Below are 20998 nucleotides of genomic sequence, written 5' to 3'. Positions count from 1 at the left end.
TACATGAATCTTGATGAATTAAAAAATACCTGGAAAGAAGAAGATAAGCATTTAGAGAATAAAATTAGACTTAATGAAAACCTGCTGCTTAAAATGAACCTGGAAAATACTACCGGAGCGATTAACAAGATTATAAATAAGTCTTTAATAGGCAGAAATTTAGCTTTACTTTATTGCTTTATTTCTATAGGAACGGCTGTAATGATAATTGAGGAAATTGCGTACAGTTTACCGGCTATTATGGGTGGTTTAGCCATGCTCTGGTCTTTTGTATCTCATCTGGCTATAGAAAAACCTAATTATACGGTTTCATTGGTTCAGCTACAAAAAACCATCTGCAACTTTAGAATTCATATGGCCGCTAATGCTAAATACGATATTGCTATTGTAGCATTCTGGTTGTTAACTTTAGCACCAATCTATTTAAAATATATTTACAAAATACCTGTATATAGCAATCCTAAAGCACTTTCAATCTTTGTTTTGATTTCTGTAGTAGTGCTTACGGTTATGATAGCTGTAAGCCAGAAAGCTTACAAAAAATATGACCAGATATTAAAAAATTCGGAGGCTTACCTAAGCAAACTAATTGAATTTGAAAATAAATAACGAATACAAACTACTGTGCACAAAACATTAGAAAGCATTTTAGCATATTAGTTCGCTGTATAAATAATGTTATTAATATTTACGGCTATTAATTAGCGAGTCTTAATCCTAAACTATCGTAACGCTGGTTAATAAATTAGCTGCCCAAAACACCACCCCGCAGGTTGTACACCTCACCGGTAAAACCAGCATCCTGCACCAAGGTTGCCGCCGCCAAACTACGCTGGCCGGTAGCACAACAAAACACAACTGTTTTATCCTGGGGCAATTGCGTTAATTTATTTGGTAAATCAGCGAACGGAATATTTACGCCGCCCAAATTATAGGCAGCAAATTCTTGGGGCTCCCGCACATCTACCAGGTAAAGTTGGTCTTCTTCCTGCTCCAGCCAATCGGTTAGTTCCATTAAAGAAACCTGGGCAATTATGGGTTTAGGGGCCTGGCAATTTTCCGGGGCAATCGTTTCGGGCGCCGGTTGGTCGGCAGCCGCGCTGCGCCGGACAGTGAAAATACTCGTGCGGTTTTCCAAGGCATCTAACAACAATAATTTTCCCGACAGCGGAGTACCGATGCCGCAAACCAGCTTCATTACTTCGTTGGCCATGTATAAGCCTATGAGGCCGGGCAGCACACCTAAAACACCAATATCGGAGCAGTTCGGTGATTCGTCGGCGGTGGGTGGCGTAGGATATAAACAGCGGTAAGTAGGGCCATTCTGGTAATTAAATACTGCTACCTGGCCATCGAACTTAAATACCGAGCCAAACACAAGCGGCTTATTCAGGGCTACACAGGTATCGTTTACGAGGTAGCGCGTCGGGAAATTATCGGAACCATCTACAATTAAATCGTACGGTCGGAAAAGTTCAGCCGCATTTTCTGAGTTAAGTCGCTCCGGGTAAACCTGAACGGTAACGAAAGAATTAAGGGCTTTGAGTTTTTCGGCGGATACTTCGGCTTTTTTGCGGCCTACATCAACGGTAGCAAATAATATCTGGCGTTGCAAATTGCTAAAATCAACTACATCGTCGTCTACAATTCCAATGGTACCCACCCCGGCCGCCGCTAAATATTGCAGCACCGGACAACCCAGGCCGCCTGCTCCTATTACCAGCACTTTGGCAGCTTTTAGTTTCTCCTGACCAGCAAAACCAATTTCGGGTAATAGCAAGTGGCGGTTATAACGTTTCAGTTCTTCTGACTCCAGCATGGCTTTCTATAAATCTCTCCCCGGTATAAATTATCCCTTCTTTAGCTCTTGTACAAAAACAGCTATTGGCTAAACTTATTTTAACTGATGCTTCACAAAGGTTAGGAAGAAGCCGAAGTAACCCACTACTGTCATTCAGGAGGAACCTATGTAGCAGGTAACCAAATAGTTTCCTCCTGAATGACAGTAGTGAACTCCTTAGGCCAATTTTCTATTTACAAGGAAATATTGTGTAACATCGATTATTATAAGCAAAGGTAACTAATTCCTTTGGAAATTAGCTTCAATGGTAACTAGCACCCTCTCCAGTTGATTTTAAGTTTTAAGTATTAATTATTTGTTTTCCCAGCTTATTAACCCATTAGGAAATAGCAAGTTAAATAATAATTAAATATACATCCGGTCCCAATCCTTCCAAACGGGTTCGTAGCCTTGGGCTTTTAGCATGGCTGTTATTTCGGCCGGACTGCGTTCGTCGGATATTTCGAACTGCTCCAGCGATTCCGGTTCTACCACGTAGCCGCCCGGATTGGTTTTGGAACCGGCGCTCATGGCGGTTATACCCAACCTAATAATATTATTCCGGAACTTCTCCGATTCCCGGGTTGAGATAGACAATTCTACTTCTTCGTAAAACAGGCGGTAAGCACAGATTAACTGCACCAGTTCTTTATCGGTCATTTCTACTTTTGGCTCCAAACCACCCGAAAAAGGCCTAAGGCGCGGAAAAGACAAACTATACCGGGTTTGCCAATAAGTTTTTTCGAGGTAATTTAAATGCAGCGCCGTAAAAAAAGAATCGGTACGCCAGTCTTCCAGCCCTATCAGCACGCCTAAACCAATTTTATGAATACCGGCCTCCCCCAATCGGTCGGGTGTATCGAGACGATAATAAAAGTTTGACTTTTTTCCTTTAGGGTGATGCTGGCGGTAATCTTCCTGGTGGTAGGTTTCCTGGTAAACCAGTACCGTATTTAAACCATACGGAATAAGTGCTTCGTAATCGGCTACTTCCAAAGGCTGCACTTCCATGGATATATGCGAAAAATGCGGCCGGATGAGTTCGAGTACTTTTTTAAAATATTCTACGTGCACCGTTTGGTTGGCTTCGCCTGTTACCAGCAGCACATGGTCGTAACCCATAGCTTTTATGGCCGCTACTTCCTGCATTATTTCTACGCCCGATAAGGTTTTGCGACGCACTTTGTTATCCAGACTAAAACCGCAATAGGTGCAAATATTCTGACATTCGTTGGATAAATATAGCGGCACGTAAAGCTGCATTGTTTTGCCAAAACGCTTTTGGGTCAGTTGCTGGCTAAGTTGGGCCATGTGTTCCAGGTAAGCCGTAGCAGCCGGCGAAATCAAGGCTTTAAAATCTTCGAGGGTGCGCTTAGGCGCGGCTAAAGCCCGTTCCACGTCGGCAGCGGTTTTGGCATAAATACTTTTCTTTACCTCGTCCCAGCTGTACGAATCGAAAATAGCCTTAAAACTACTCATCTAAAAAAGCGGTTAAAGGACTACTGGCTTCGGCATAATTGCCGGTAGCCGCCAGTTTTGCTTCGTAAGCTAAGCGACCGGCTTCTACGGCCAGTTTAAAGGCAATGGCCATTTGCACCGGGTTTCCGGCTACAGCAATAGCGGTATTTACCAGCACAGCATCGGCACCCATTTCCAGAGCTTTAGCCGCCTCCGACGGCGCGCCAATTCCGGCATCTACGATTACCGGCACCTTGCTTTGTTCTATTATTATCTCCAGAAAATCGGCGGTTTTCAAACCTTTGTTGCTGCCAATCGGCGAGCCCAGCGGCATTACGACCGCCGTACCCGCATTTTCCAGGCGCTTACACAAAACCGGATCGGCGTGAATGTAAGGCAGCACTACAAAACCCAGCTTCGCCAGCTCTTCGGTAGCTTTCAAGGTTTCAATGGGATCGGGCAATAAATATTTTGGGTCCGGATGAATTTCGAGTTTTATCCAGTTGGTTTCTAAAGCTTCACGGGCCAGTTGGGCGGCAAATACCGCTTCTTTGGCGTTGCGTACACCGGAGGTGTTAGGTAATAAATGAATGTGCGGGTGTTTTAAATGGAGCAAAATATCGTCCTGCTCGCTCGTAATATCTACCCGTTTTAAGGCCACCGTTACCAGCTCCGAACCCGAAGCAACCAGGGCTTCTTCCATTTGGCGCGAGGAACTAAATTTGCCCGTACCGGTAAACAACCGGGAACGGAATATTTTATCTGCTATCTGTAACATCTTAATTTCTTTAATAATGTTCTACCGGCCGGTTTAAACTTTGCTGCACCTGTTGTACAAATTGAGCCGGGTCAGCCGCCTGCGTTAAGGCTCCGGAAATGGCAATGCCGTACACACCGGCTTCCAGCAAGGGAGCTACATCGGCCAGACCAATGCCGCCAATGGCAATAATGGGTAGGGTAATATTTTCGGCTTTTACCTGTTGCAGCAATATTTTATACCCGGCTAAACCCAGCACCGGACTTAATTTTTCTTTGGTTTGGGTAAACCGAAAGGGACCTAACCCAATGTAATCCGCACCTTCAATTACCCGCTGCCGGATATCGGCCAAGGTATTCGCGGTGCCGCCAATAAGTATATTTTTGCCCACCAACGCCCGGGCTTCCGGAATAGACTTATCGGTTAAACCCAGGTGCAAACCATCGGCACCTACTGCTAAAGCTACTTCCGGATAGTCGTTAATAATTAATTTGGCCTTGTATTGCATACATAACTTTTTCGCTTCCTGAGCCAGCGCTAAAACCGTGCTTTCGGGCTGATTTTTCACCCGTAGTTGTACCAAGTCGCAGCCGGCAGCCAGTGCCCGTTGCATGGCAGTTAAGTGCGATAAACTTTCGGTTTGCTGCGATATATATTGTAGTTTACTAATCATAAATAATGATAACCTAATAAAGCAGGTGTGCTGCTTAAAAACAATTCGGTATATTTTTTGGCGAGGCGGCAAGCTTCCGGTAAAGCATAACCCAAAGCCAGGTTGGCCGCAATAGCTGCCGATAATACACAACCCGAGCCGTGTTTTGGAAATACTTCCGCGGAACCTGGCTTAAAGGCCAGGAAGTGGCCGTTCTGGAATAAATAATCAGTGCCCGGCGCAGCCGGATGATGCCCACCCTTCAGCAACACCGCGCAGGTAGCAGAAAGACTTAAAGCGGTCTCTTCCGGGCTGCTATCAGCACGCAATTGTTTCATCTCGTTGTAATTGGGCGTTAGCAGGCTTAGTTTGGGCAACACCTGCTGCCAACCCGCTTCGGTGGTTTGGAAAATATACCCCGCACTGGCTTGCAACACCGGGTCCAGCACAATGGGTAAATCCGGATTAATTTGCTTCAAAAAATTTAGCACCTCGTCCAGCACTTCCCAGTTCTGGATAATACCTATTTTACAAGCCGCCAGCGGAAATTTAGTAACCAGCGGCTCTAACTGCGCGATGATTTCGGGAGCACTTAACCATTTTACGCTGAGAAAATCACTATCACTTTGCACTGTTAGCGCAGAGCAAACCCCGAAACCATAAACCTGGTGTTGCTCAAAAGTTTTTACATCGGCTAATACGCCGGCACCCCCGCTAGGGTCTAAACCGGCAATACTTAGCACGTAAGGGCGATCTGGCTGCATGCGTGTTGTATAATTTTAAAATTATCTAAAGCCTTTTCCGGCTCCTGCCAGATGGCTCCTAATAGAGCCGCCCCGTCAAAATTCATCTTTCTAACCTGACTAATTTTGCTCGCTGATATTCCTCCCAAAGCAATTACTGGGAAAGGTTTATCTTCTGCCTTTAGATAATAATTATTGTTTAAAACAGATTGATAACTGGGCTTAGAAATACTGGTAAACACCGGGCTGAAAAACCCATATTCAAAAACCGGCGGCAATATTTTAATTATTTCGAGCTGATGAACCGAAGTACTTAATTTATAACCAGCGGCCTGTATTTTTTGCCAATCCGAAACACTTAAACGTTGGCGTTCCTGTTCCGGAAAATGGAGGCGACTAATCCCAAACTGTTCGGCCAGGCCATGATGGTGGTGTAAGGCAATACGCGGGTAATAAATAGGGTTAATCTGGTTCAGCAACGTCGCTATTTCCGCTGCCCGGGTATTTGGTTTCCGGAGGTGCAATATTTCCAGTCCGGCAGCAAACAACCGGTTTATAATAGCTGGCTCATCGGCTATCGCTACCGGACTGGAAATCACAATTAACTTCATCTATAGGTAAATTTCGCTACCTTGCTGGGTAAACTCGCGGGCTTTTTCTGCCATGCCTTGGGTTAACGCATCGGTTTCCTCCACTCCTATTTTGCCGGCGTAATCGCGTACATCCTGCGTTATTTTCATGGAGCAAAAATGCGGACCGCACATAGAGCAGAAATGGGCTACTTTGGCACCTTCGGCGGGAAGCGTTTCATCGTGAAATTCCCGCGCCGTGTCGGGGTCGAGCGAAAGGTTAAACTGGTCATCCCACCGGAACTCAAAACGGGCTTTACTCAGGGCATTGTCGCGGTACTGGGCACCGGGGTGGCCTTTGGCTAAATCGGCAGCGTGGGCCGCAATTTTATAGGTAATCACGCCGTCTTTCACGTCTTTTTTATTAGGTAAGCCCAGGTGTTCTTTGGGCGTAACGTAGCACAGCATGGCGGTGCCAAACCAGCCAATCATGGCCGCCCCAATAGCCGAAGTAATGTGGTCGTAGCCCGGTGCGATATCGGTGGTTAAGGGCCCTAAGGTATAGAAAGGCGCCTCTTGGCATTCTTTCAGTTGCTTATCCATGTTTTCCTTGATCAGGTGCATGGGTACGTGGCCCGGCCCTTCTATTATGGTTTGGATATCGTGTTTCCAGGCAATTTTGGTAAGCTCGCCCAAGGTTTCCAGTTCGGCAAACTGGGCCGCATCGTTCGCATCGGCAATGCTGCCGGGACGTAACCCATCGCCCAGCGAGAAAGCCACATCGTAGGCTTTCATAATTTCGCAAATTTCCTCGAAGTGGGTGTACAAAAAGCTTTCGCGGTGATGCGCCAGGCACCACTTGGCCATTATAGAGCCGCCCCGTGATACAATACCCGTTACCCGTTTAGCCGTGAGCGGAATATAGCGTAGCAAAACCCCGGCGTGAATGGTAAAATAATCGACACCCTGCTCAGCTTGCTCAATCAAGGTATCCCGGAATATTTCCCAGGTTAAGTCTTCGGCTTTGCCGTTTACTTTTTCCAAAGCCTGGTAAATGGGCACGGTACCAATGGGAACCGGCGAATTCCGGATAATCCATTCGCGGGTTTCGTGAATATTTTTACCCGTCGACAAATCCATGATGGTATCGGCACCCCAGCGACAGGCCCACACGGCTTTTTCTACTTCTTCTTCGATGCTGGAGCTTACCGCCGAGTTACCAATATTGGCATTTATTTTTACCAGAAAATTACGGCCAATAATCATGGGCTCGCTTTCGGGGTGGTTAATATTGGCGGGTATAATAGCCCGACCCGCGGCTACCTCCTGGCGCACAAACTCCGGCGTAATGTAATTTTTAGGCGTGTTGGCGCCAAAGCTGTGGCCGGCGTGCTGTTGCCCCAGGGTGCCGTACTGGCCGTTTAATTGCTCTTTTAATAATTCAATCTGCTGATTTTCGCGGATGGCAATATATTCCATTTCGGGCGTAATAATGCTTTGGCGGGCGTAGTGCAATTGCGATACATTCTGGCCCGGTTTGGCGCGCAACGGCTTCCGGATATGTTCAAAGCGCAGGTGATCTAAATTTTGGTCTTTCTGCCGTTGTTTGCCATAGGCCGAAGTGGTGCCGGCTAATTGTTCTACATCGCCCCGGTCTAAAATCCATTCCTGGCGCAGGCGCGGCAAACCTTTTTTAATATCAATATTTATTTCGGGGTCGGTGTACGGGCCGCTGGTGTCGTAAACCGTAACAGGCGCGTTTTTTTCGGTTTCCCCAAATTTGCCGTACAGCTTGGTATCCGACAACGATATTTCCCGCATAGCTACCCGGATATCGTGGAGCTGACCCGGCACATATATTTTGCGGCTGCCCGTAAAAGGAGCACATGTAAGCTGGGCCTGGCCAGGATTTTCTTCTTTTTTCATAGCTTGAATATTTTAAATGTAGGACAACAACAGCAGCAGTTACCCGCCCTGGGTTGCTTTAATAATGGTAATATAATCGGAGGGTTGAAGCAGGAATTGGTCCCATTCGGATTTGGGCACAATGGCATTATTTACGGCTACCGCAATACCAGTTGGCGATTGCGGTAAAACAGTTTGCAATAGCTGCCGCACCGAACAAAAGTCGGTAACTGTGTGTAATTGCTGGTTGATTTGTATTTCCATTCCTGTAAAAAAAGTTTAGAAACTTTAGGAATGGCCTTTTGCGAAAAGGAAGGAAAGATGCCATAACTTTTTCCTACGGCTGTATGAACAGCATCAGGTTCAAAGGGTAAAATCTCAGCCCCGGCAACGGGACACCCCTAAAGTTTGGGTCAATACTAGTTTTAATATTTTATTCTACAAAATAAAAAAAGCTTTATTTCAGAAAAGAGTCATAGGCGAACTTGAAAATAATGGCACTCACAATAATCAGAAAGAAGATGCGCACAAACCCGCTACCTTTGGCTATGGCCAGCCGCGCGCCTACCTGCGAACCCAGAATATTACAAACCGCCATAGGTATACCAATGTGATATAATATTTGCCCGGTGTAAGCAAAATAAGCCAGCGCCGATAAATTCGTAGCCACGTTTACCAATTTAGCCGAGGCCGAAGCGGCCAGAAAACTAAACCCGAATAAGCCCACAAAAGCAAAAATAAGAAAACTACCGGTACCAGGGCCAAAAAAACCGTCGTAAAAACCAATAGCTACGCCTAACAAAACCGCGTACAATTTCTCTCTGGCCGGGGCTAATTTGGGGGCGTGCAATGCGCCCAGGTCTTTCTTGATAAAAGTATAAATAGCCACACTTACCAGCAACACCAAAACTACCGGCCGCAAAGCCTCGGTTGGAATATGACTGACCGCCCGGGCCCCGATAAAAGAGAAAATAAATGCCGCCACAGCCGCCGGCAAAATAGAAGGCCAGTTAATTTTTACAGAACGCCCGTATTGCAGCAAAGCCGAGGTGGTACCCGCAATACCCGAAACTTTACCGGTTCCAAACAAAGTAGGAATAGGCACGTGCGGTAAAAATACCAGCATGGCCGGCGTCTGAATGAGTCCGCCCCCGCCCACAATAGAATCGATAAAGCCAGCCAGGAAAGCAAAAAAACAAAGAAATACCAGGTCGGTGGTTAAAGCAGTGTCCAATTACCCGAATTAAAAATTTCGGCAAATATATTAGTTCTGGCGGCTAAAACGGCGCTTTAACGCAATATTTAAACCCAGCGAATACGGCCGCAAGCCCAAAGGCTCCCGCTCTTTAAAAGTAGAACCCATGAAATAATTAAGCGACGGCATGAGCATAAGATCTAATTTTTGTCCCAGGCGGGTATTGTAGCCAGCGCCCACCAGCAAATTATAATTGGCTTGCTCTAAAATATTGGCCCGCGAAGGAAACACCACTTTTCTGGAAAACTGCCCGTTCCGGGATTCCTCGGTTTCGCCTCTTACCAGCAAATTAACGCCGCCGGCTACGCTAAAATTAAAGCGCTGCCGGCCGTTGTTCCAGAAATAATAAGTAGCACCCAGCCGCCAGCCGCCGTAGGCGTAAGAACTGGCAAGCTGCCGCTCTTCCATTTTATAAACCGGGTTTATATTGGTCTGGCCCGGCGTTGCGGTTACCACAATAGTATCGATGGTGCCGGTGGTGTAAGTATAAGTCAGGTTTTCTTTTAATTGCAGCCAGGCTATGCCGGTTTCTACAAAAAAATTATCGGTGAGCGCCCGCGCTACATTAAAGCCAAACTCATAGCCTAACCGTTCGGGCTGGTTTTGGTTGCGGGTGTTAATATCCGTAATAAAAATATTATCGGTAGCATTGGGGGTAAATTTCCGGAAAGCGTAACGTGTGGCAAACGTAAAGCCGGCCTCCCACGTTTTTGGTTTGTTCTTCTTTTTGTCTGTTTCCTGTTCCTGGGCCAATGCCTTGTTTTCCGCCGCAACTGAATCTGGCTTAGTGGATATTTGGGCAGTATCCGGCTTAATTATTCCGGGTTGTTTATTAACCGAATCAGTTGCAGCGGTTCTGGGGGTAATAGGGTTGGCGGTAACCGTTTGCGGCTGTTCCTTTTGGGGTACTTCTGAATTCGAAGAAGTACCCGGAATGGACCCACCAATATTTACGGGAGCAGTTGGTTTGTTATTTCTGTTTCTGGCAACCTGTTCAGCGGAGCTATAAGACCGACTGCTGCCCGACTTTACAGCCGGTTTTCTTCTTGTTGGTTTTGTAAGGTTATCTGCATTGGCAATTGGTTGTGGTGTTTGGGCTCTTGAACCTGGTTCCGTAATTTTATTTTGTTTAGGTTGATTACTGTTGATAGCCGTGCTGCTGTTATTTTTTTCCGGTTCAGGGTTTACATTGGCCGAAGCGGATGCACCGGTTTTATCTTCTTTATTGCTAACAGTTGTGGCTGTTTCGGCGGGTTTTACAACTGGCTTATTATAAATGTAATAAATTCCTGAACCCGTCAGGAGTAAAAGCAACGGCCCTACCCACCACCAGATGGGCCGGCGTTTTTTGGGCGGCCTGATATCTGCGGCAATTTTTTTCCAGCCATCGGTTGGCGACGCTTCGTCGTGCGCCGCCATTTTCTGGCGAATTAAATCTTCAAATTCTTTATCTGATAACATGGTCGGAAATTGAATATTGTTGCAGCAATTTTTTTAACAAGCCTTTGGCTTTCGCTAACTGCGACTTAGACGTTCCTTCGGCTATATTTAGCATCTCGCCGATTTCGCGGTGGTTGTACCCTTCAATCACGTACAAATTAAAAACAACCCGGTATCCTTCGGGCAATTTATTTATTAAAAGTAATAGCTCCTGGCTGCTAATAGTACTTAACACATCGTCGGCGGCCGGTACGCTTTCTTCTACTGCGCTATAATCGAGTTGTGCTTGGTATTTGCGGTTTTTGTGGTAGTGGTTAATGGCGGTATTCACAAATATTCGTTTCATCCAGCCTTCAAAAGAGCCGCCTTCGTGGGTGTTTATGAATTTAAATACTTTTACAAAAGCCTCATGAAAAATATCTTCGGCCTCAAAACGATTATTGGTATAACGCACACAAATGGCCATCATTCGCCGGGAGTAAAGCTGGTATAGCTTTTCCTGGAAATGCGGTTTTTCCTGTTTGCACCCGGCAATTATTTCGTCTTCTGCGTGCACGTAGCGTGAGTACCTTTGTTCCTTTAAGTTAGCGTTTTCCTGGTTTTTTCAAAATAGCTGCAAAGCCGGCAAAGGCAATATTTTACGGAGTGGCTTTCACCCGAAGGGTTATAATATTTTCGAGGTAATTGGTATTATCGGTATAAATCCGGTACCGGAAAGTATCGTCGCCTACAAAGTCTTTGGGCGGATAATACACCATTACGGTAGCTTTGGGGCTACCAGAATAATGATAATCGCCGTAATTCCCTAGTTGGGGTTTAAAATAGGTGCGACTGCCGGTTGTTGGGCAAATAATATCTTTCCGATGTAATCTAATATCTACTGGGGTATTTTTTAAAGTTTCGACGGTAAATGGGGTTAAACGGGTAGTGCAGTTATTCGGGTCCAGGCGAGGTTCTATTACAAATATTATTTTTTCGGTTTTACAAATATTTTCGGAGCAAACCTGGTACGTCAGGCTGTCTAAACCTACGTAATTTAATTCGTGCTCGTAATACACATAGTTATCTTCCTGAATTATTTTGCCGTGCCGCGGCTCACCGTAAGTAACGGTGGCTTTTACTTGCAAGCTATCGTTTGCCAACGGATTTATTAAAAGCGGCCAATCGGTGGCTTCTTTCCGGTTATAAGTAAAAGCCGAATCTCTTCTTAACTCGAACTGCTGAAAAGATAACGGTACCACATCGCTTTCGTAAGTATCGCAACCACCTAAAAAAAAGAATAAGCCGCTGGCTAACAGGCTTATCAGCTTATAAATATTAAACTTTTTCATCATAGCTCAAATAAGTGGCGTTTTAAGATCGGGTTTATGAGGAGTAGACAAAGGGTAAGCCGGAACCGTTGCCTGCGCAAAAATATATTTTTAAAGCCGGCAGGAAAATAATACCACTGTTAGTCAATTTATACGCTTAAATTATTGTAGTCATGTTGAGCTTGTCGAAACATCTAATAATTACCTTTATTGATGCTGTTATAGATCCTTCGACAAGCTCAGGATGACCAATAATGTAAACTTAAGCGCAGAACCTGTTTTATAATAGTATAAGTTAAAGAAGGGCAATAATTATTAGAATCTGGTGCCAACTACCACGGTTTCTTTATAAGCTTTAACCTGGCCTTGTAAGTTAAAAAGCTCAATAAACAACACGTAATAACCCACCGGCACTTTACGACCACGATCATCCAGACCATCCCACCGGAAAAATCCGTTTTGGGCCAATAATTCGTTTTTTACCAGCCTTTTTATTTCCCGGCCGCTGGCATCATACACGGTAATATTGGTTACAAAACCGGCCGCTTCGGTGCGGTAATTAATGGTGGTAAAATCATTTTCGCCGTCCTCGTCGGGGGTGAATATTTTAGGCTCGATGTTGAAAAATTGGGTGGAAGGCGTTTGCTCAAAATATTGCGAATTTTTATAACCCGGCGTAGCATAATTTACGGAGCTGGCCGCCGAATGCCAGTTAGTGGCGCTGCTATCGCCTTGCAACCGGATACGTTCCAGCGAAACCCCGTTTACATCGGCGAGCAGCTTAAAGTGCATATCTTCGTGGTAAGCGAAACGGTCCATTAGCTTTTGGTTTGCCTCAATTAATAAAACGGTACCCTGCTCGTCGGGGAAAGAAGGCAGCCGATCCATTTTTATAAAAGCTTCTGGTTTGGCCGCCGGATAATGCGCCTGTACTACATCGGGGCGAGTTGTTAATAGTAAATATTCGCCGGGCGCCATCACCAGCGATTCCTCCGTAATAATTTTCTTATCCGAAGCGGAATCGGGCTGCAAATTACCCAGTTGCCAGTTTTTTAAATCGATATATTTAATAGACCGGTTAACAATTTCCACAAAATCAACGCCGCCGCTGCGCGGGTTAAACAATATTTCATTTATAACGACATCGCCAATAGCCGCTGGTTCCGGCAGTACAACAGTAGCTTTGGCTTCGCTAGATAAGTTTCCGGCACAATCGCGCACCTGGCGCACGGTAATTTCATAAACCTGCCTGGGTTGTAAATTATTTGCGAGGGTCAGCAGCACTTGCTGGTAAGTTTTACCTGTAAACGTAACTGCCGTAATATTTATAGCCGGCGAAACAGTGTAAGCGGCAATATTCCGGGCAGTCAGGCTATCCAGGTTTTCCGAAAAAGTTAGTTTTAGTTGGTTACCAGCCATTACTTCGGTTTTGAGCAAGGTTGGCGGTTGCGTATCGGGCGTGTTGCTGTAAACCGAATTTTGTTTGCCGGGTGTGCCGCCGCTGGGGTCAGTGGCCGCTATCCAGTTAGTAGCTTCGGAACAGTTTAAGAGCGGGTTAATTAATTCCAGGCTCCAGCCGCCTTCGGCTTTGCGGGCATCCTGGTACCAGGCGGTGGTATAAATTATTTTATCGATTAACTGACCAGTATTATTAAAAAGCCGTACTTCATCGCCGCTATCGTTTAAAGTTGGGAAAACTGAAAGCCCTAGCACGTTGCCGAAAGGCCGGAAAGCAGTTGTATCGGTAACCCGGCATAATATTACGTAGCTGTTGGGTGTTAAAATATAAGCTGGTAAAGTACCTCTGGCGGTGGTAGCATCGGCATATTGCCAGCCTTGCAGGTTTATGGTTTTACTGCTGTTGTTATACAGTTCAATAAATTCAGCCGCCGGCAAGCCTACGGTTGGGTTTACATCGGCTAGTACTTCGTTAATCCGGACTTCGCGGTAATTTATTGCTACAGGGGGGTTATAAGAAAATGTAGTGGTTTGGGGCGCTACCAGTTTATTGCCATACAAATCTGTTAAACCCGAAACTATAAGCGTATGTGTACCAGCCGGAAAAGCTTGCGCAAAAGTAAGGTGTACCAAAGCCGGATTAGTGGCATCTCTTACAGCTACCAAGGGTTGGCCAATATTTTGTAGTAAATAATTTTCGGGGTTCTGGGCAGTTGGTAAAGCTACCGGCTCGTTAAACAAAATATTAATTGCCAGATTATTTATTACCTGCACTTGCCGAAGCAGTGGCGGCGCGTTATCGGTTATAATAAAATCATCGAAGAAAAAACGCTGGTTATTAGCCGAGGAATATTTAACTAAAACCCCAAAGTAACCCGACTGCTGGTACGTAGCATCTATGGCTTGCCCCTCTTCCTGGTAGTTTTGGCCGGTGCCGGATACATCTACCCACAACGTCCAGCGCGATTCTGAGTCGCGGGTAACTTTTACTTTAACCACGTTATTTGTAGTAGCGCCAATAGTGCCATCGCGGCCATTAATTATATAAACCGGATTACCGCCTGCATCTTTCCGGAACAAACTTACCTCATCGGGCGTGCCGCCAATTCTTACAAAATACCCATTGTTTCGGCCTTTAAAGTTGGCGGAGTCCGAAATCAGGAATATATCGGCGTAATTACCCGAGGAAGTAGCTAAATTTAGTCGGGCAAAAAATTCCCAGGTAGTGCCGGTTACGGCCTGGCAAGGGGTAGCCAGTTGTAGTTCGGTGCCGGTTACGGCCGGGCCGTTGGTTTGGAGTTGCCCAGCGGCGTTTACGGTAAAATAATCAGTATCGCCGGTCCAGGTAGGGTCATGGGTAAAGTCACCGTCCGAAAAATTTTCCTGTAGTTGCGCATAAGTGTAAAATTGACATAAAATCAACCACAGAAGCAAAATTTTCCGCATACATAGTTATAGCTGTTGAAAAAGTCTTTAATTTGCGCCCCAATTAGCTGAACCCGAACCGGGTACGGGTTACTAAATACGAAAAAAAAGTAAAACGTTTTGGTTAGGAGCAGCAGGTTATATAATTTTTTTAATTTTTATCCATCAAAAAAAATGAAAGTAGCAGTAGTAGGAGCCACCGGCCTGGTAGGCGGTGAAATCTTAAAAGTACTGGCGGAAAGAAACTTCCCCGTAGATGAATTATTATTGGTTGCCTCCGAAAAATCGAAGGGTACTAAGAAGACTTTTAAGGGCCAGGAAATTACTGTTATTGGTGTAGAAGAGGCTATTGCGGCCAAACCCCATATTGCTATTTTTTCGGCGGGTGGCAGCACTTCTACCAAAGAAGCTCCTCGTTTTGCCGAAGCTGGTATTACCGTAATCGATAATTCCTCGGCCTGGCGCATGGACCCAACCAAAAAACTGGTAGTGCCCGAAATTAACGCAAAAGAATTAACCAAAGACGATAAAATTATTGCCAACCCCAACTGTTCTACCATTCAGATGGTGGTGGCTTTGCACAAACTGCACGAAGCTTTTAAAATGAAGCGGGTAGTAGTTTCGACGTACCAATCGGTAACCGGTACCGGTAAAAAAGCTGTGGACCAGCTCATGAACGAGCGGGCCGGCAAAGAAGGCGAAATGGCTTACCCGTACCGCATCGACCTGAACGTGTTGCCGCACATTGATGTGTTTACCGAAAACGGTTACACCAAAGAGGAAATGAAAATGGTGAACGAAACCAAAAAAATCCTCAGCGACGATAGCGTAAAAGTAACCGCTACTACTGTCCGGATTCCGGTAATGGGTGGTCACTCCGAATCGGTGAATGTAGAGTTTGAAAAGGATTTTACTTTGGATGAAGTATACCAGATTCTGGAACAAACCGAAGGTGTACTGGTAGTTGATGACGTAAAAAACCTGAAATACCCGATGCCGATGGATGCCCACCAAAAAGACGAAGTACTCGTTGGCCGCGTACGTTGGGACGAAACCCAACCCCGCACTATTAACATGTGGATTGTAGCCGACAACCTCCGCAAAGGTGCCGCTACCAACGCCGTACAAATTGCCGAATATTTAATTAAGCACGACTTGGTGTAAAATATTAATCCGTTAAAAACAAAAAAGCCACGGCAATTAGCTGTGGCTTTTTTGTTTTGGTTATCTTACGATTAGGTTCCACTTTTGGAAGAATAAAAGGAATAATTACCCAAACACAACAGTCGACAGCAAGTCAGAAAATGAGAATAAGATTAATTCTACTTCTTGTCTTAGTCCCCTTCATTAGTTTTGGTCAAAGGGAAATTCCTTTTGAACAGATTGCATTTGATTATTATAAAGATACCATTCTAAAACAATATCCATTAAAGAAGAAAATAACCCTTCGACAAGATTTAGAAAGGGAACATTTTTTTTTGTGGAGTACTCATTGTTTAACAGATTTGGGTTTCAGATTAAATTCTACAGATACATTGGCCCTTAATACATCAAATCGAACAAAAATAGATTTAGGACAAGATAAAAGATTTAGAATAAAAGAAAGAAATGAAGAAAATTACCCAATAGTTTATTCAACAATTTCTTTTAGTAAAAAGAAGGACCAAAATATTGTTACAATAGTGGAAATGCATGAATATAGTGGTACTACCTATCATATAATAATGAACGATGCGGGTACGGTTAAAAATTGGTGTAAAGGAGGTTATGTTAATTGAAAGACTTGCTGATAGCTTCACAACATACACGCAGCACGTTACGCCTATAAACTTAAAAGATTTTAATATTATGAAGTATTTTGTAATTGTATTATCAATTCTACTGTCAAATATTAGTGTATTCGCGCAGAAAACTGATATGATAATTCGTATTTCAGAAATAGAGATTGATTCGAAATACCTTAATGAATATAATAAAATTCTACAGGAAGAAGCGGAAGCATCCGTGCGATTAGAACCAGGGGTTATTTCTATTTTTCCCATGTATCAGAAAGAACACCCGAACCAGATTAGAATTTTGGAAATGTATGCTAACCAGACAGCTTATGCGGCACATTTAAAAACGCCGCATTTTCAGAAATATAAAACCACTACGCTAAAAATGGTAAAATCGCTTAAACTGATAGACATGCAGGCACTAGACGCGGATACCATGAAAGAAATATTTTATAAATTGAAAAATTAAAATCCTCTACCAAGGTCTGTGCCCTCACAGACCTAATGAATAACACTGAAAACTGGCTTGCTTTCGGCTGGTGAGGGCACCAAACGAGGAGCGAAATTGAAAATCTGCTCCACAAATTATTATTTTCTAATTAAGCCGCCCAAACCAAACATCAATAATTAAGTGGAACCACTATTTATAGAAACGAAAAGACTGCAAATAAGAAACCTCCAACCGAAAGACCTGGAGCCTTTTTATGTTTATCGGTCTAACCCCGAAGTAACCAAATACCAGGGGTTTGAGGTAATGACAAAAGAGGAAGCCCGCAATTTTATTCTGGAGCAAAAGAATAAATTGTTTGGAAATCCGGGCGAATGGGTACAGTATGGCATTGCGCACAAGTTAACCGAAGAGCTGATTGGTGATTGTGCCATTAAACTTACCGCTGATGATTCCAGAATAGCCGAAGTAGGCATTACGATTTCGCATTTACACCAAAAACAAGGCTACGCCAAAGAAGCCTTTACTGGAATTTTACATTTTCTTTTTAACATAAAAGGACTGCACCGGGTAGTTGAAACGGTAGATGTTGAAAATATTGCTTCTGTTAACTTACTTAAAAGTTTATCGTTCAGACAAGAAGGCCATTTTATTAAGAATATTTTTTTCAAAGGTAATTGGGGTAGTGAATACCAATTTGCTATGTTAAAAGAAGAATGGGACCTGCTTTCACACAAGTATTAAGCATAAGTAAGTGCTATTACCCAACAAAGAGATTGAGGCTTTTAGAATAGATTTCTCTGGCCTAATTAGTTTACAGTAATAGTTAGGCTTAAATTTTAAGAAAACCCTATAACGCAGAGGCAACTGGATATTATCTTATAATAAATGCTTTAATGGTTAATTAACAGAATTCATTTATTCAGCCTAATATTTCCTTTGCAGTAGCCAAACCACTAGCCAACGCTGCTTCTACGGTTCCCATTTCAGGGCCTTTGTATAAACCTTCGCCGGCAAAAAACAAGGTATTGGCTACAGGTTGGGCTACTATGGCCCCAGCTTCGGAGGCGGCCACGGTGGCATAAGCATAAGCGCCGCGGGCAAAAGGGTCGGCAGCCCAGTTAAACACTACACTGGCTTTTAAGTGCTCCAGTAATATTGCTACCGAGGTGTTAAACATATCGGCCACGGCGGTTAATGCTTCGGTTATGAGCGCTTCGTCGGGTAGGTTTTTGTATTTCTCGGCGGGCGGACCGGCTAGCCAGGCGGTAAGCAAAGGAGTCTGGTCAGGCAATTGGGTCCACCAGGCGGTAAAAAGATGCGTATCGGAGAAAAGAAAGGCCAGGTCCGGGGCTTGTTTGGTATTCTGGGCGGAAAAAGCTTCATCTTGCCAGAAAGCAGTTTTAAACTCCAGGCAAACTTTAATAACTGCACCAAAACCCATTTGGGCTAGGGCTTGCTTTTTTTCGGGTAGTTCGGGCACAAAATTAATATAACCGGCACTTTCGGGTTGGGCTTGCAGTACACCAATAGATACTGTTATTAAGGCTTGCTGCGCTACGTAAGTTTCTCCACTGCTGGTAACCAGTTTAACCTTACCCGGCTCCCACCTAATTTCCCGCACTGGCGTATTTAGCTCAACCGTTACACCAGCGGCTTTGACTTCCGTAGCCAGAAAATCTATTAATTGGCTGTAACCGCCATGCGGATGATACGAAATAGCGGCCCCGCCGGCTTTCCACTCTTCCCGAATAGCCAACGTACTTACTTTTTGGGTATCGGCGGCATCGTAGCCTTCGGCAAACCGCGTAACCGAATTACGCAAATCCTGGTATTTTTCTTCGCTGAAATATCTATCCAAAAAAGCAGCCAGCGGTAAATCTTCGGTTAAGGTTTCCAGCTTTTCCAGCAGTACTTCAAAATCTTCGATAAACTCGCCGGATTCGTGTAAATCGCCGTGCTTAACTTCGTAAGAGGTTCCTTTCATTAAAGCATACGTTACACCGGCACTGTTCAGCAAGTTTTGGGTTAGTGGCAAATCGCCGTGAATAAATTCGGCCCCGGCTTCTACGGGTATTGAAAAATCATTTAAGCGAGCGGTATAAATCCGGCCACCTAACCGGTTGCGGGCTTCCAGCACCAGTACCTGTTTACCGGCTTTGGCCAATTCCTGGGCAGCCATTAATCCGCAGGCGCCGCCTCCTACTACAATTACGTCCAAATTATTCATAGCCGACTTTTACGCAGGTATTAAAGCAATGATTATTTTTTGTTCCGGAATAGTTCTTAACCAACCAATAATTATTACTGCTGCAGATTAATTGGTTACCCAAAACAGTTGTATTCTAAAAATTAAGTATATTACTCTCTTTACCAGACCTACTAGCTTCAGCTATTATCCGACCACCACTATGCATCTGAAAATTGATATTCTTGGGGCAATTATTTTAATAGCGGCATTTACTTTCTTGCCCGGCCGCCTGTGGGCACAGCAAACTATTAACCCCAATATGCTGTGCCAGGGCAATTATTTTACCGAAGCCGAAGGTAAAGCTGCGCTTACCCAATTTGCCGCCACCTATTACGACCAGAAAAGCTGGGAGAAAAGGGCCGAACGCATTCGCCGCGGTATAATAGAAGGCGCTAACCTGAAAGTTTTACCGGCCAATACGCCTTTAAAACCCATTGTGCACAGCAAAAGAACTTACGATGGGTACACGGTAGAAAACGTAGCTTTCGAGAGTTTACCCGGCTATTTTGTTACGGGTAATTTATACCGGCCTACCCAGCCGCAAAAATCGTATGCAGCTATTCTGGCGCCGCACGGCCACGGCAATAATCCGCGTTTTCAGGAGTACGTGCAAAAGCGCTGCGCCACGCTGGCCCGGATGGGTGCCGTGGTGCTGGCTTATGATATGGCCGGCATGGGCGAATCGGACCAGAACACGCACAAGTTTCCGCAGGCCGTAACCTTACTCAGTCGCAACAGCCAGCGAGCCGTAGATTTTCTGTTAACATTACCCGGCGTAGATCCCAAACGGATTGGCGTAACCGGCGAATCGGGTGGCTGTACCCAAACTTTTTTATTAACGGCACTGGATAAAAGAATTGCCGTGTCGGTGCCTGTAGTAATGGTTTCGGCGCATTTTTTTGGCGGTTGTGCCTGCGAGAGCGGCATGCCTATTCATAAAAGTGCCGACCACCAAACCAGCAACGTAGAAATTGCCGCTCTGGCTGCTCCGCGCCCCATGTTGCTGATTTCGGATGGCAAAGACTGGACAAAAAACACACCCGATGTAGAATACCCGTATATCCGCAATATTTACGCTTTCTATAAAAAAGAAAACCTGGTGCAAAACGTACACCTGCCCAACGAAGGCCACGATTACGGCATTAATAAAAGAAAAGCTGCCTACCAGTTTTTAGCCAAACACTTGGGTTTATCTTTAAAACCCGTAACCAACGCTGCCGGCGAAATTGACGAGAGCTTTGTAAAAGTAGAGCCCGAAGCCACCTTGCGGGTATTTAATACCCAACATCCCCGCCCTAGCTACGCCGTAATGGGCGATGAGGCTGTAACCCAAATGCTGGCTTCGTATACGAGTAAAGGTAAATAATGCTATTGTGGTAGGGTTTACCCAAAGTTGTTAGCTTCTGGTTCTGCCATAAAACACACCTGAATATATTTGCTCCAATAACCAGGAAAAGTCCCCCTTTGGAGGGGGTAGGGGGAGGTTCTATTATTTTGAAGATTAAATATAAGGTTTATAACCATCTGTTTGGGTAAGTATTGCTTCCGGATACTGGATATACTACATGTGTAATCCTCCCCCTACCCCCCTACGATTAGGACACAAATTTTTGGGCCAGGGTCCACCCGTGCAAGATATGCTGGAAGTAATTCCAACCGCGCAAAAGGGTAATCACCCCCGCCTGCTTTTCGTGGGGTTTCCACCCGCCTAA

At 44.8% G+C, this 20998-nt stretch carries 20 protein-coding genes and 1 riboswitch; of the genes, 6 read left to right on the top strand and 14 right to left on the bottom strand.

The window, feature by feature from the left end; translation table 11 throughout:
* Nucleotides 1-3: 3 nt before the first annotated feature.
* Nucleotides 4-609: a hypothetical protein gene (locus F0145_RS22765; protein WP_150092352.1), complete on the top strand. Its 606-nt coding sequence runs from the start codon at nucleotides 4-6 to the stop codon at nucleotides 607-609.
* A 136-nt stretch (nucleotides 610-745) separates the two neighbouring features.
* Here the strand turns inward: F0145_RS22765 and moeB are convergent, their stop codons facing one another.
* From moeB to F0145_RS22700, 13 genes are all read right to left on the bottom strand, one after another.
* Nucleotides 746-1819, bottom strand: a complete 1074-nt coding sequence (gene moeB / locus F0145_RS22760; protein ID WP_150092350.1) for a HesA/MoeB/ThiF family protein — start codon at nucleotides 1817-1819, stop codon at nucleotides 746-748.
* 387 nt (nucleotides 1820-2206) lie between these two features.
* Nucleotides 2207-3319: a 2-iminoacetate synthase ThiH gene (thiH, locus tag F0145_RS22755; RefSeq protein ID WP_150092348.1), complete on the bottom strand. Its 1113-nt coding sequence runs from the start codon at nucleotides 3317-3319 to the stop codon at nucleotides 2207-2209.
* Nucleotides 3312-4076, bottom strand: a complete 765-nt coding sequence (locus tag F0145_RS22750) for a thiazole synthase (RefSeq protein WP_150092346.1) — start codon at nucleotides 4074-4076, stop codon at nucleotides 3312-3314. The genes thiH and F0145_RS22750 overlap by 8 nt, the downstream gene beginning before the upstream one ends.
* Nucleotides 4077-4086: 10 nt before the next feature.
* Complete coding sequence (locus F0145_RS22745) at nucleotides 4087-4728, bottom strand: thiamine phosphate synthase (protein ID WP_150092344.1); 642 nt, start codon at nucleotides 4726-4728, stop codon at nucleotides 4087-4089.
* Entirely contained in the window at nucleotides 4725-5471 is a 747-nt protein-coding gene (locus F0145_RS22740) for a hydroxymethylpyrimidine/phosphomethylpyrimidine kinase (protein ID WP_150092342.1), read from the bottom strand. Before F0145_RS22740 ends, F0145_RS22745 begins: the two co-directional genes overlap by 4 nt.
* Complete coding sequence (locus F0145_RS22735) at nucleotides 5444-6061, bottom strand: thiamine phosphate synthase (protein WP_150092340.1); 618 nt, start codon at nucleotides 6059-6061, stop codon at nucleotides 5444-5446. The genes F0145_RS22740 and F0145_RS22735 overlap by 28 nt, the downstream gene beginning before the upstream one ends.
* A complete protein-coding gene (gene thiC / locus F0145_RS22730; RefSeq protein ID WP_150092338.1) occupies nucleotides 6062-7945 on the bottom strand; it encodes a phosphomethylpyrimidine synthase ThiC in 1884 nt (627 codons plus the stop codon). It lies immediately after the preceding gene.
* A gap of 39 nt (nucleotides 7946-7984) precedes the next feature.
* Nucleotides 7985-8188, bottom strand: a complete 204-nt coding sequence (thiS, locus tag F0145_RS22725) for a sulfur carrier protein ThiS (RefSeq protein WP_150092336.1) — start codon at nucleotides 8186-8188, stop codon at nucleotides 7985-7987.
* Nucleotides 8189-8241: 53 nt separating this feature from the next.
* A riboswitch (TPP riboswitch) is annotated at nucleotides 8242-8337 on the bottom strand.
* A 44-nt stretch (nucleotides 8338-8381) separates the two neighbouring features.
* Nucleotides 8382-9158, bottom strand: coding sequence for a sulfite exporter TauE/SafE family protein (locus F0145_RS22720; protein ID WP_150092334.1), 777 nt, complete (start codon nucleotides 9156-9158; stop codon nucleotides 8382-8384).
* A 30-nt stretch (nucleotides 9159-9188) separates the two neighbouring features.
* Nucleotides 9189-10640, bottom strand: a complete 1452-nt coding sequence (locus F0145_RS22715; protein WP_150092332.1) for a hypothetical protein — start codon at nucleotides 10638-10640, stop codon at nucleotides 9189-9191.
* Complete coding sequence (locus F0145_RS22710) at nucleotides 10627-11175, bottom strand: RNA polymerase sigma factor (protein ID WP_150092330.1); 549 nt, start codon at nucleotides 11173-11175, stop codon at nucleotides 10627-10629. The genes F0145_RS22715 and F0145_RS22710 overlap by 14 nt, the downstream gene beginning before the upstream one ends.
* Nucleotides 11176-11257: 82 nt before the next feature.
* Nucleotides 11258-11953, bottom strand: a complete 696-nt coding sequence (locus F0145_RS22705) for a hypothetical protein (protein ID WP_150092328.1) — start codon at nucleotides 11951-11953, stop codon at nucleotides 11258-11260.
* Nucleotides 11954-12244: 291 nt separating this feature from the next.
* Nucleotides 12245-14809, bottom strand: a complete 2565-nt coding sequence (locus F0145_RS22700) for a lamin tail domain-containing protein (protein ID WP_190277616.1) — start codon at nucleotides 14807-14809, stop codon at nucleotides 12245-12247.
* Nucleotides 14810-14986: 177 nt separating this feature from the next.
* Here F0145_RS22700 and F0145_RS22695 point away from each other — a divergent pair, with 177 nt between their 5' ends.
* The 4 genes from F0145_RS22695 to F0145_RS22680 all read left to right on the top strand — a co-directional run bounded on the left by F0145_RS22695 (nucleotide 14987) and on the right by F0145_RS22680 (nucleotide 17779).
* Entirely contained in the window at nucleotides 14987-15976 is a 990-nt protein-coding gene (locus tag F0145_RS22695) for an aspartate-semialdehyde dehydrogenase (RefSeq protein ID WP_150092323.1), read from the top strand.
* Nucleotides 15977-16116: 140 nt separating this feature from the next.
* On the top strand, nucleotides 16117-16590 hold the full coding sequence (locus F0145_RS22690; RefSeq protein WP_150092321.1) for a hypothetical protein: 474 nt from the start codon (nucleotides 16117-16119) through the stop codon (nucleotides 16588-16590).
* A gap of 139 nt (nucleotides 16591-16729) precedes the next feature.
* On the top strand, nucleotides 16730-17056 hold the full coding sequence (locus F0145_RS22685) for a putative quinol monooxygenase (protein WP_223816208.1): 327 nt from the start codon (nucleotides 16730-16732) through the stop codon (nucleotides 17054-17056).
* Between the two features lie 162 nt (nucleotides 17057-17218).
* The gene (locus F0145_RS22680; RefSeq protein WP_150092317.1) at nucleotides 17219-17779 is read left to right on the top strand and encodes a GNAT family N-acetyltransferase; all 561 of its coding nucleotides are present in this window, start codon (nucleotides 17219-17221) and stop codon (nucleotides 17777-17779) included.
* Between the two features lie 178 nt (nucleotides 17780-17957).
* On the opposite strand, the gene F0145_RS22675 is transcribed toward F0145_RS22680, so the two are convergent.
* The gene (locus F0145_RS22675) at nucleotides 17958-19265 is read right to left on the bottom strand and encodes a flavin monoamine oxidase family protein (RefSeq protein ID WP_150092315.1); all 1308 of its coding nucleotides are present in this window, start codon (nucleotides 19263-19265) and stop codon (nucleotides 17958-17960) included.
* Nucleotides 19266-19446: 181 nt separating this feature from the next.
* On the opposite strand from F0145_RS22675, the gene F0145_RS22670 reads away from it, so the two are divergent.
* Nucleotides 19447-20652, top strand: a complete 1206-nt coding sequence (locus tag F0145_RS22670) for an alpha/beta hydrolase (protein ID WP_150092314.1) — start codon at nucleotides 19447-19449, stop codon at nucleotides 20650-20652.
* The last annotated feature ends 346 nt before the right edge of the window (nucleotides 20653-20998 follow it).

This window comes from Adhaeribacter rhizoryzae, assembly GCF_008629685.1.
In the GTDB taxonomy this organism is placed as follows: Bacteria; Bacteroidota; Bacteroidia; order Cytophagales; family Hymenobacteraceae; genus Adhaeribacter; species Adhaeribacter rhizoryzae.
The sequence above is the reverse complement of the archived record's forward strand: the minus strand, read 5'-3'. Positions and strand labels throughout refer to the sequence as shown.

Excerpts from the sequence above, each read along its gene's own strand:
- F0145_RS22765 (WP_150092352.1), top strand. The coding sequence starts at position 4 with ATGAATCTTGATGAATTAAAAAATACCTGGAAAGAAGAAGATAAGCAT.
- moeB (WP_150092350.1), bottom strand. The coding sequence starts at position 1,819 with ATGCTGGAGTCAGAAGAACTGAAACGTTATAACCGCCACTTGCTATTA.
- thiH (WP_150092348.1), bottom strand. The coding sequence starts at position 3,319 with ATGAGTAGTTTTAAGGCTATTTTCGATTCGTACAGCTGGGACGAGGTA.
- F0145_RS22750 (WP_150092346.1), bottom strand. The coding sequence starts at position 4,076 with ATGTTACAGATAGCAGATAAAATATTCCGTTCCCGGTTGTTTACCGGT.
- F0145_RS22745 (WP_150092344.1), bottom strand. The coding sequence starts at position 4,728 with ATGATTAGTAAACTACAATATATATCGCAGCAAACCGAAAGTTTATCG.
- F0145_RS22740 (WP_150092342.1), bottom strand. The coding sequence starts at position 5,471 with ATGCAGCCAGATCGCCCTTACGTGCTAAGTATTGCCGGTTTAGACCCT.
- F0145_RS22735 (WP_150092340.1), bottom strand. The coding sequence starts at position 6,061 with ATGAAGTTAATTGTGATTTCCAGTCCGGTAGCGATAGCCGATGAGCCA.
- thiC (WP_150092338.1), bottom strand. The coding sequence starts at position 7,945 with ATGAAAAAAGAAGAAAATCCTGGCCAGGCCCAGCTTACATGTGCTCCT.
- thiS (WP_150092336.1), bottom strand. The coding sequence starts at position 8,188 with ATGGAAATACAAATCAACCAGCAATTACACACAGTTACCGACTTTTGT.
- F0145_RS22715 (WP_150092332.1), bottom strand. The coding sequence starts at position 10,640 with ATGTTATCAGATAAAGAATTTGAAGATTTAATTCGCCAGAAAATGGCG.
- F0145_RS22705 (WP_150092328.1), bottom strand. The coding sequence starts at position 11,953 with ATGATGAAAAAGTTTAATATTTATAAGCTGATAAGCCTGTTAGCCAGC.
- F0145_RS22695 (WP_150092323.1), top strand. The coding sequence starts at position 14,987 with ATGAAAGTAGCAGTAGTAGGAGCCACCGGCCTGGTAGGCGGTGAAATC.
- F0145_RS22690 (WP_150092321.1), top strand. The coding sequence starts at position 16,117 with ATGAGAATAAGATTAATTCTACTTCTTGTCTTAGTCCCCTTCATTAGT.
- F0145_RS22685 (WP_223816208.1), top strand. The coding sequence starts at position 16,730 with ATGATAATTCGTATTTCAGAAATAGAGATTGATTCGAAATACCTTAAT.
- F0145_RS22675 (WP_150092315.1), bottom strand. The coding sequence starts at position 19,265 with ATGAATAATTTGGACGTAATTGTAGTAGGAGGCGGCGCCTGCGGATTA.
- F0145_RS22670 (WP_150092314.1), top strand. The coding sequence starts at position 19,447 with ATGCATCTGAAAATTGATATTCTTGGGGCAATTATTTTAATAGCGGCA.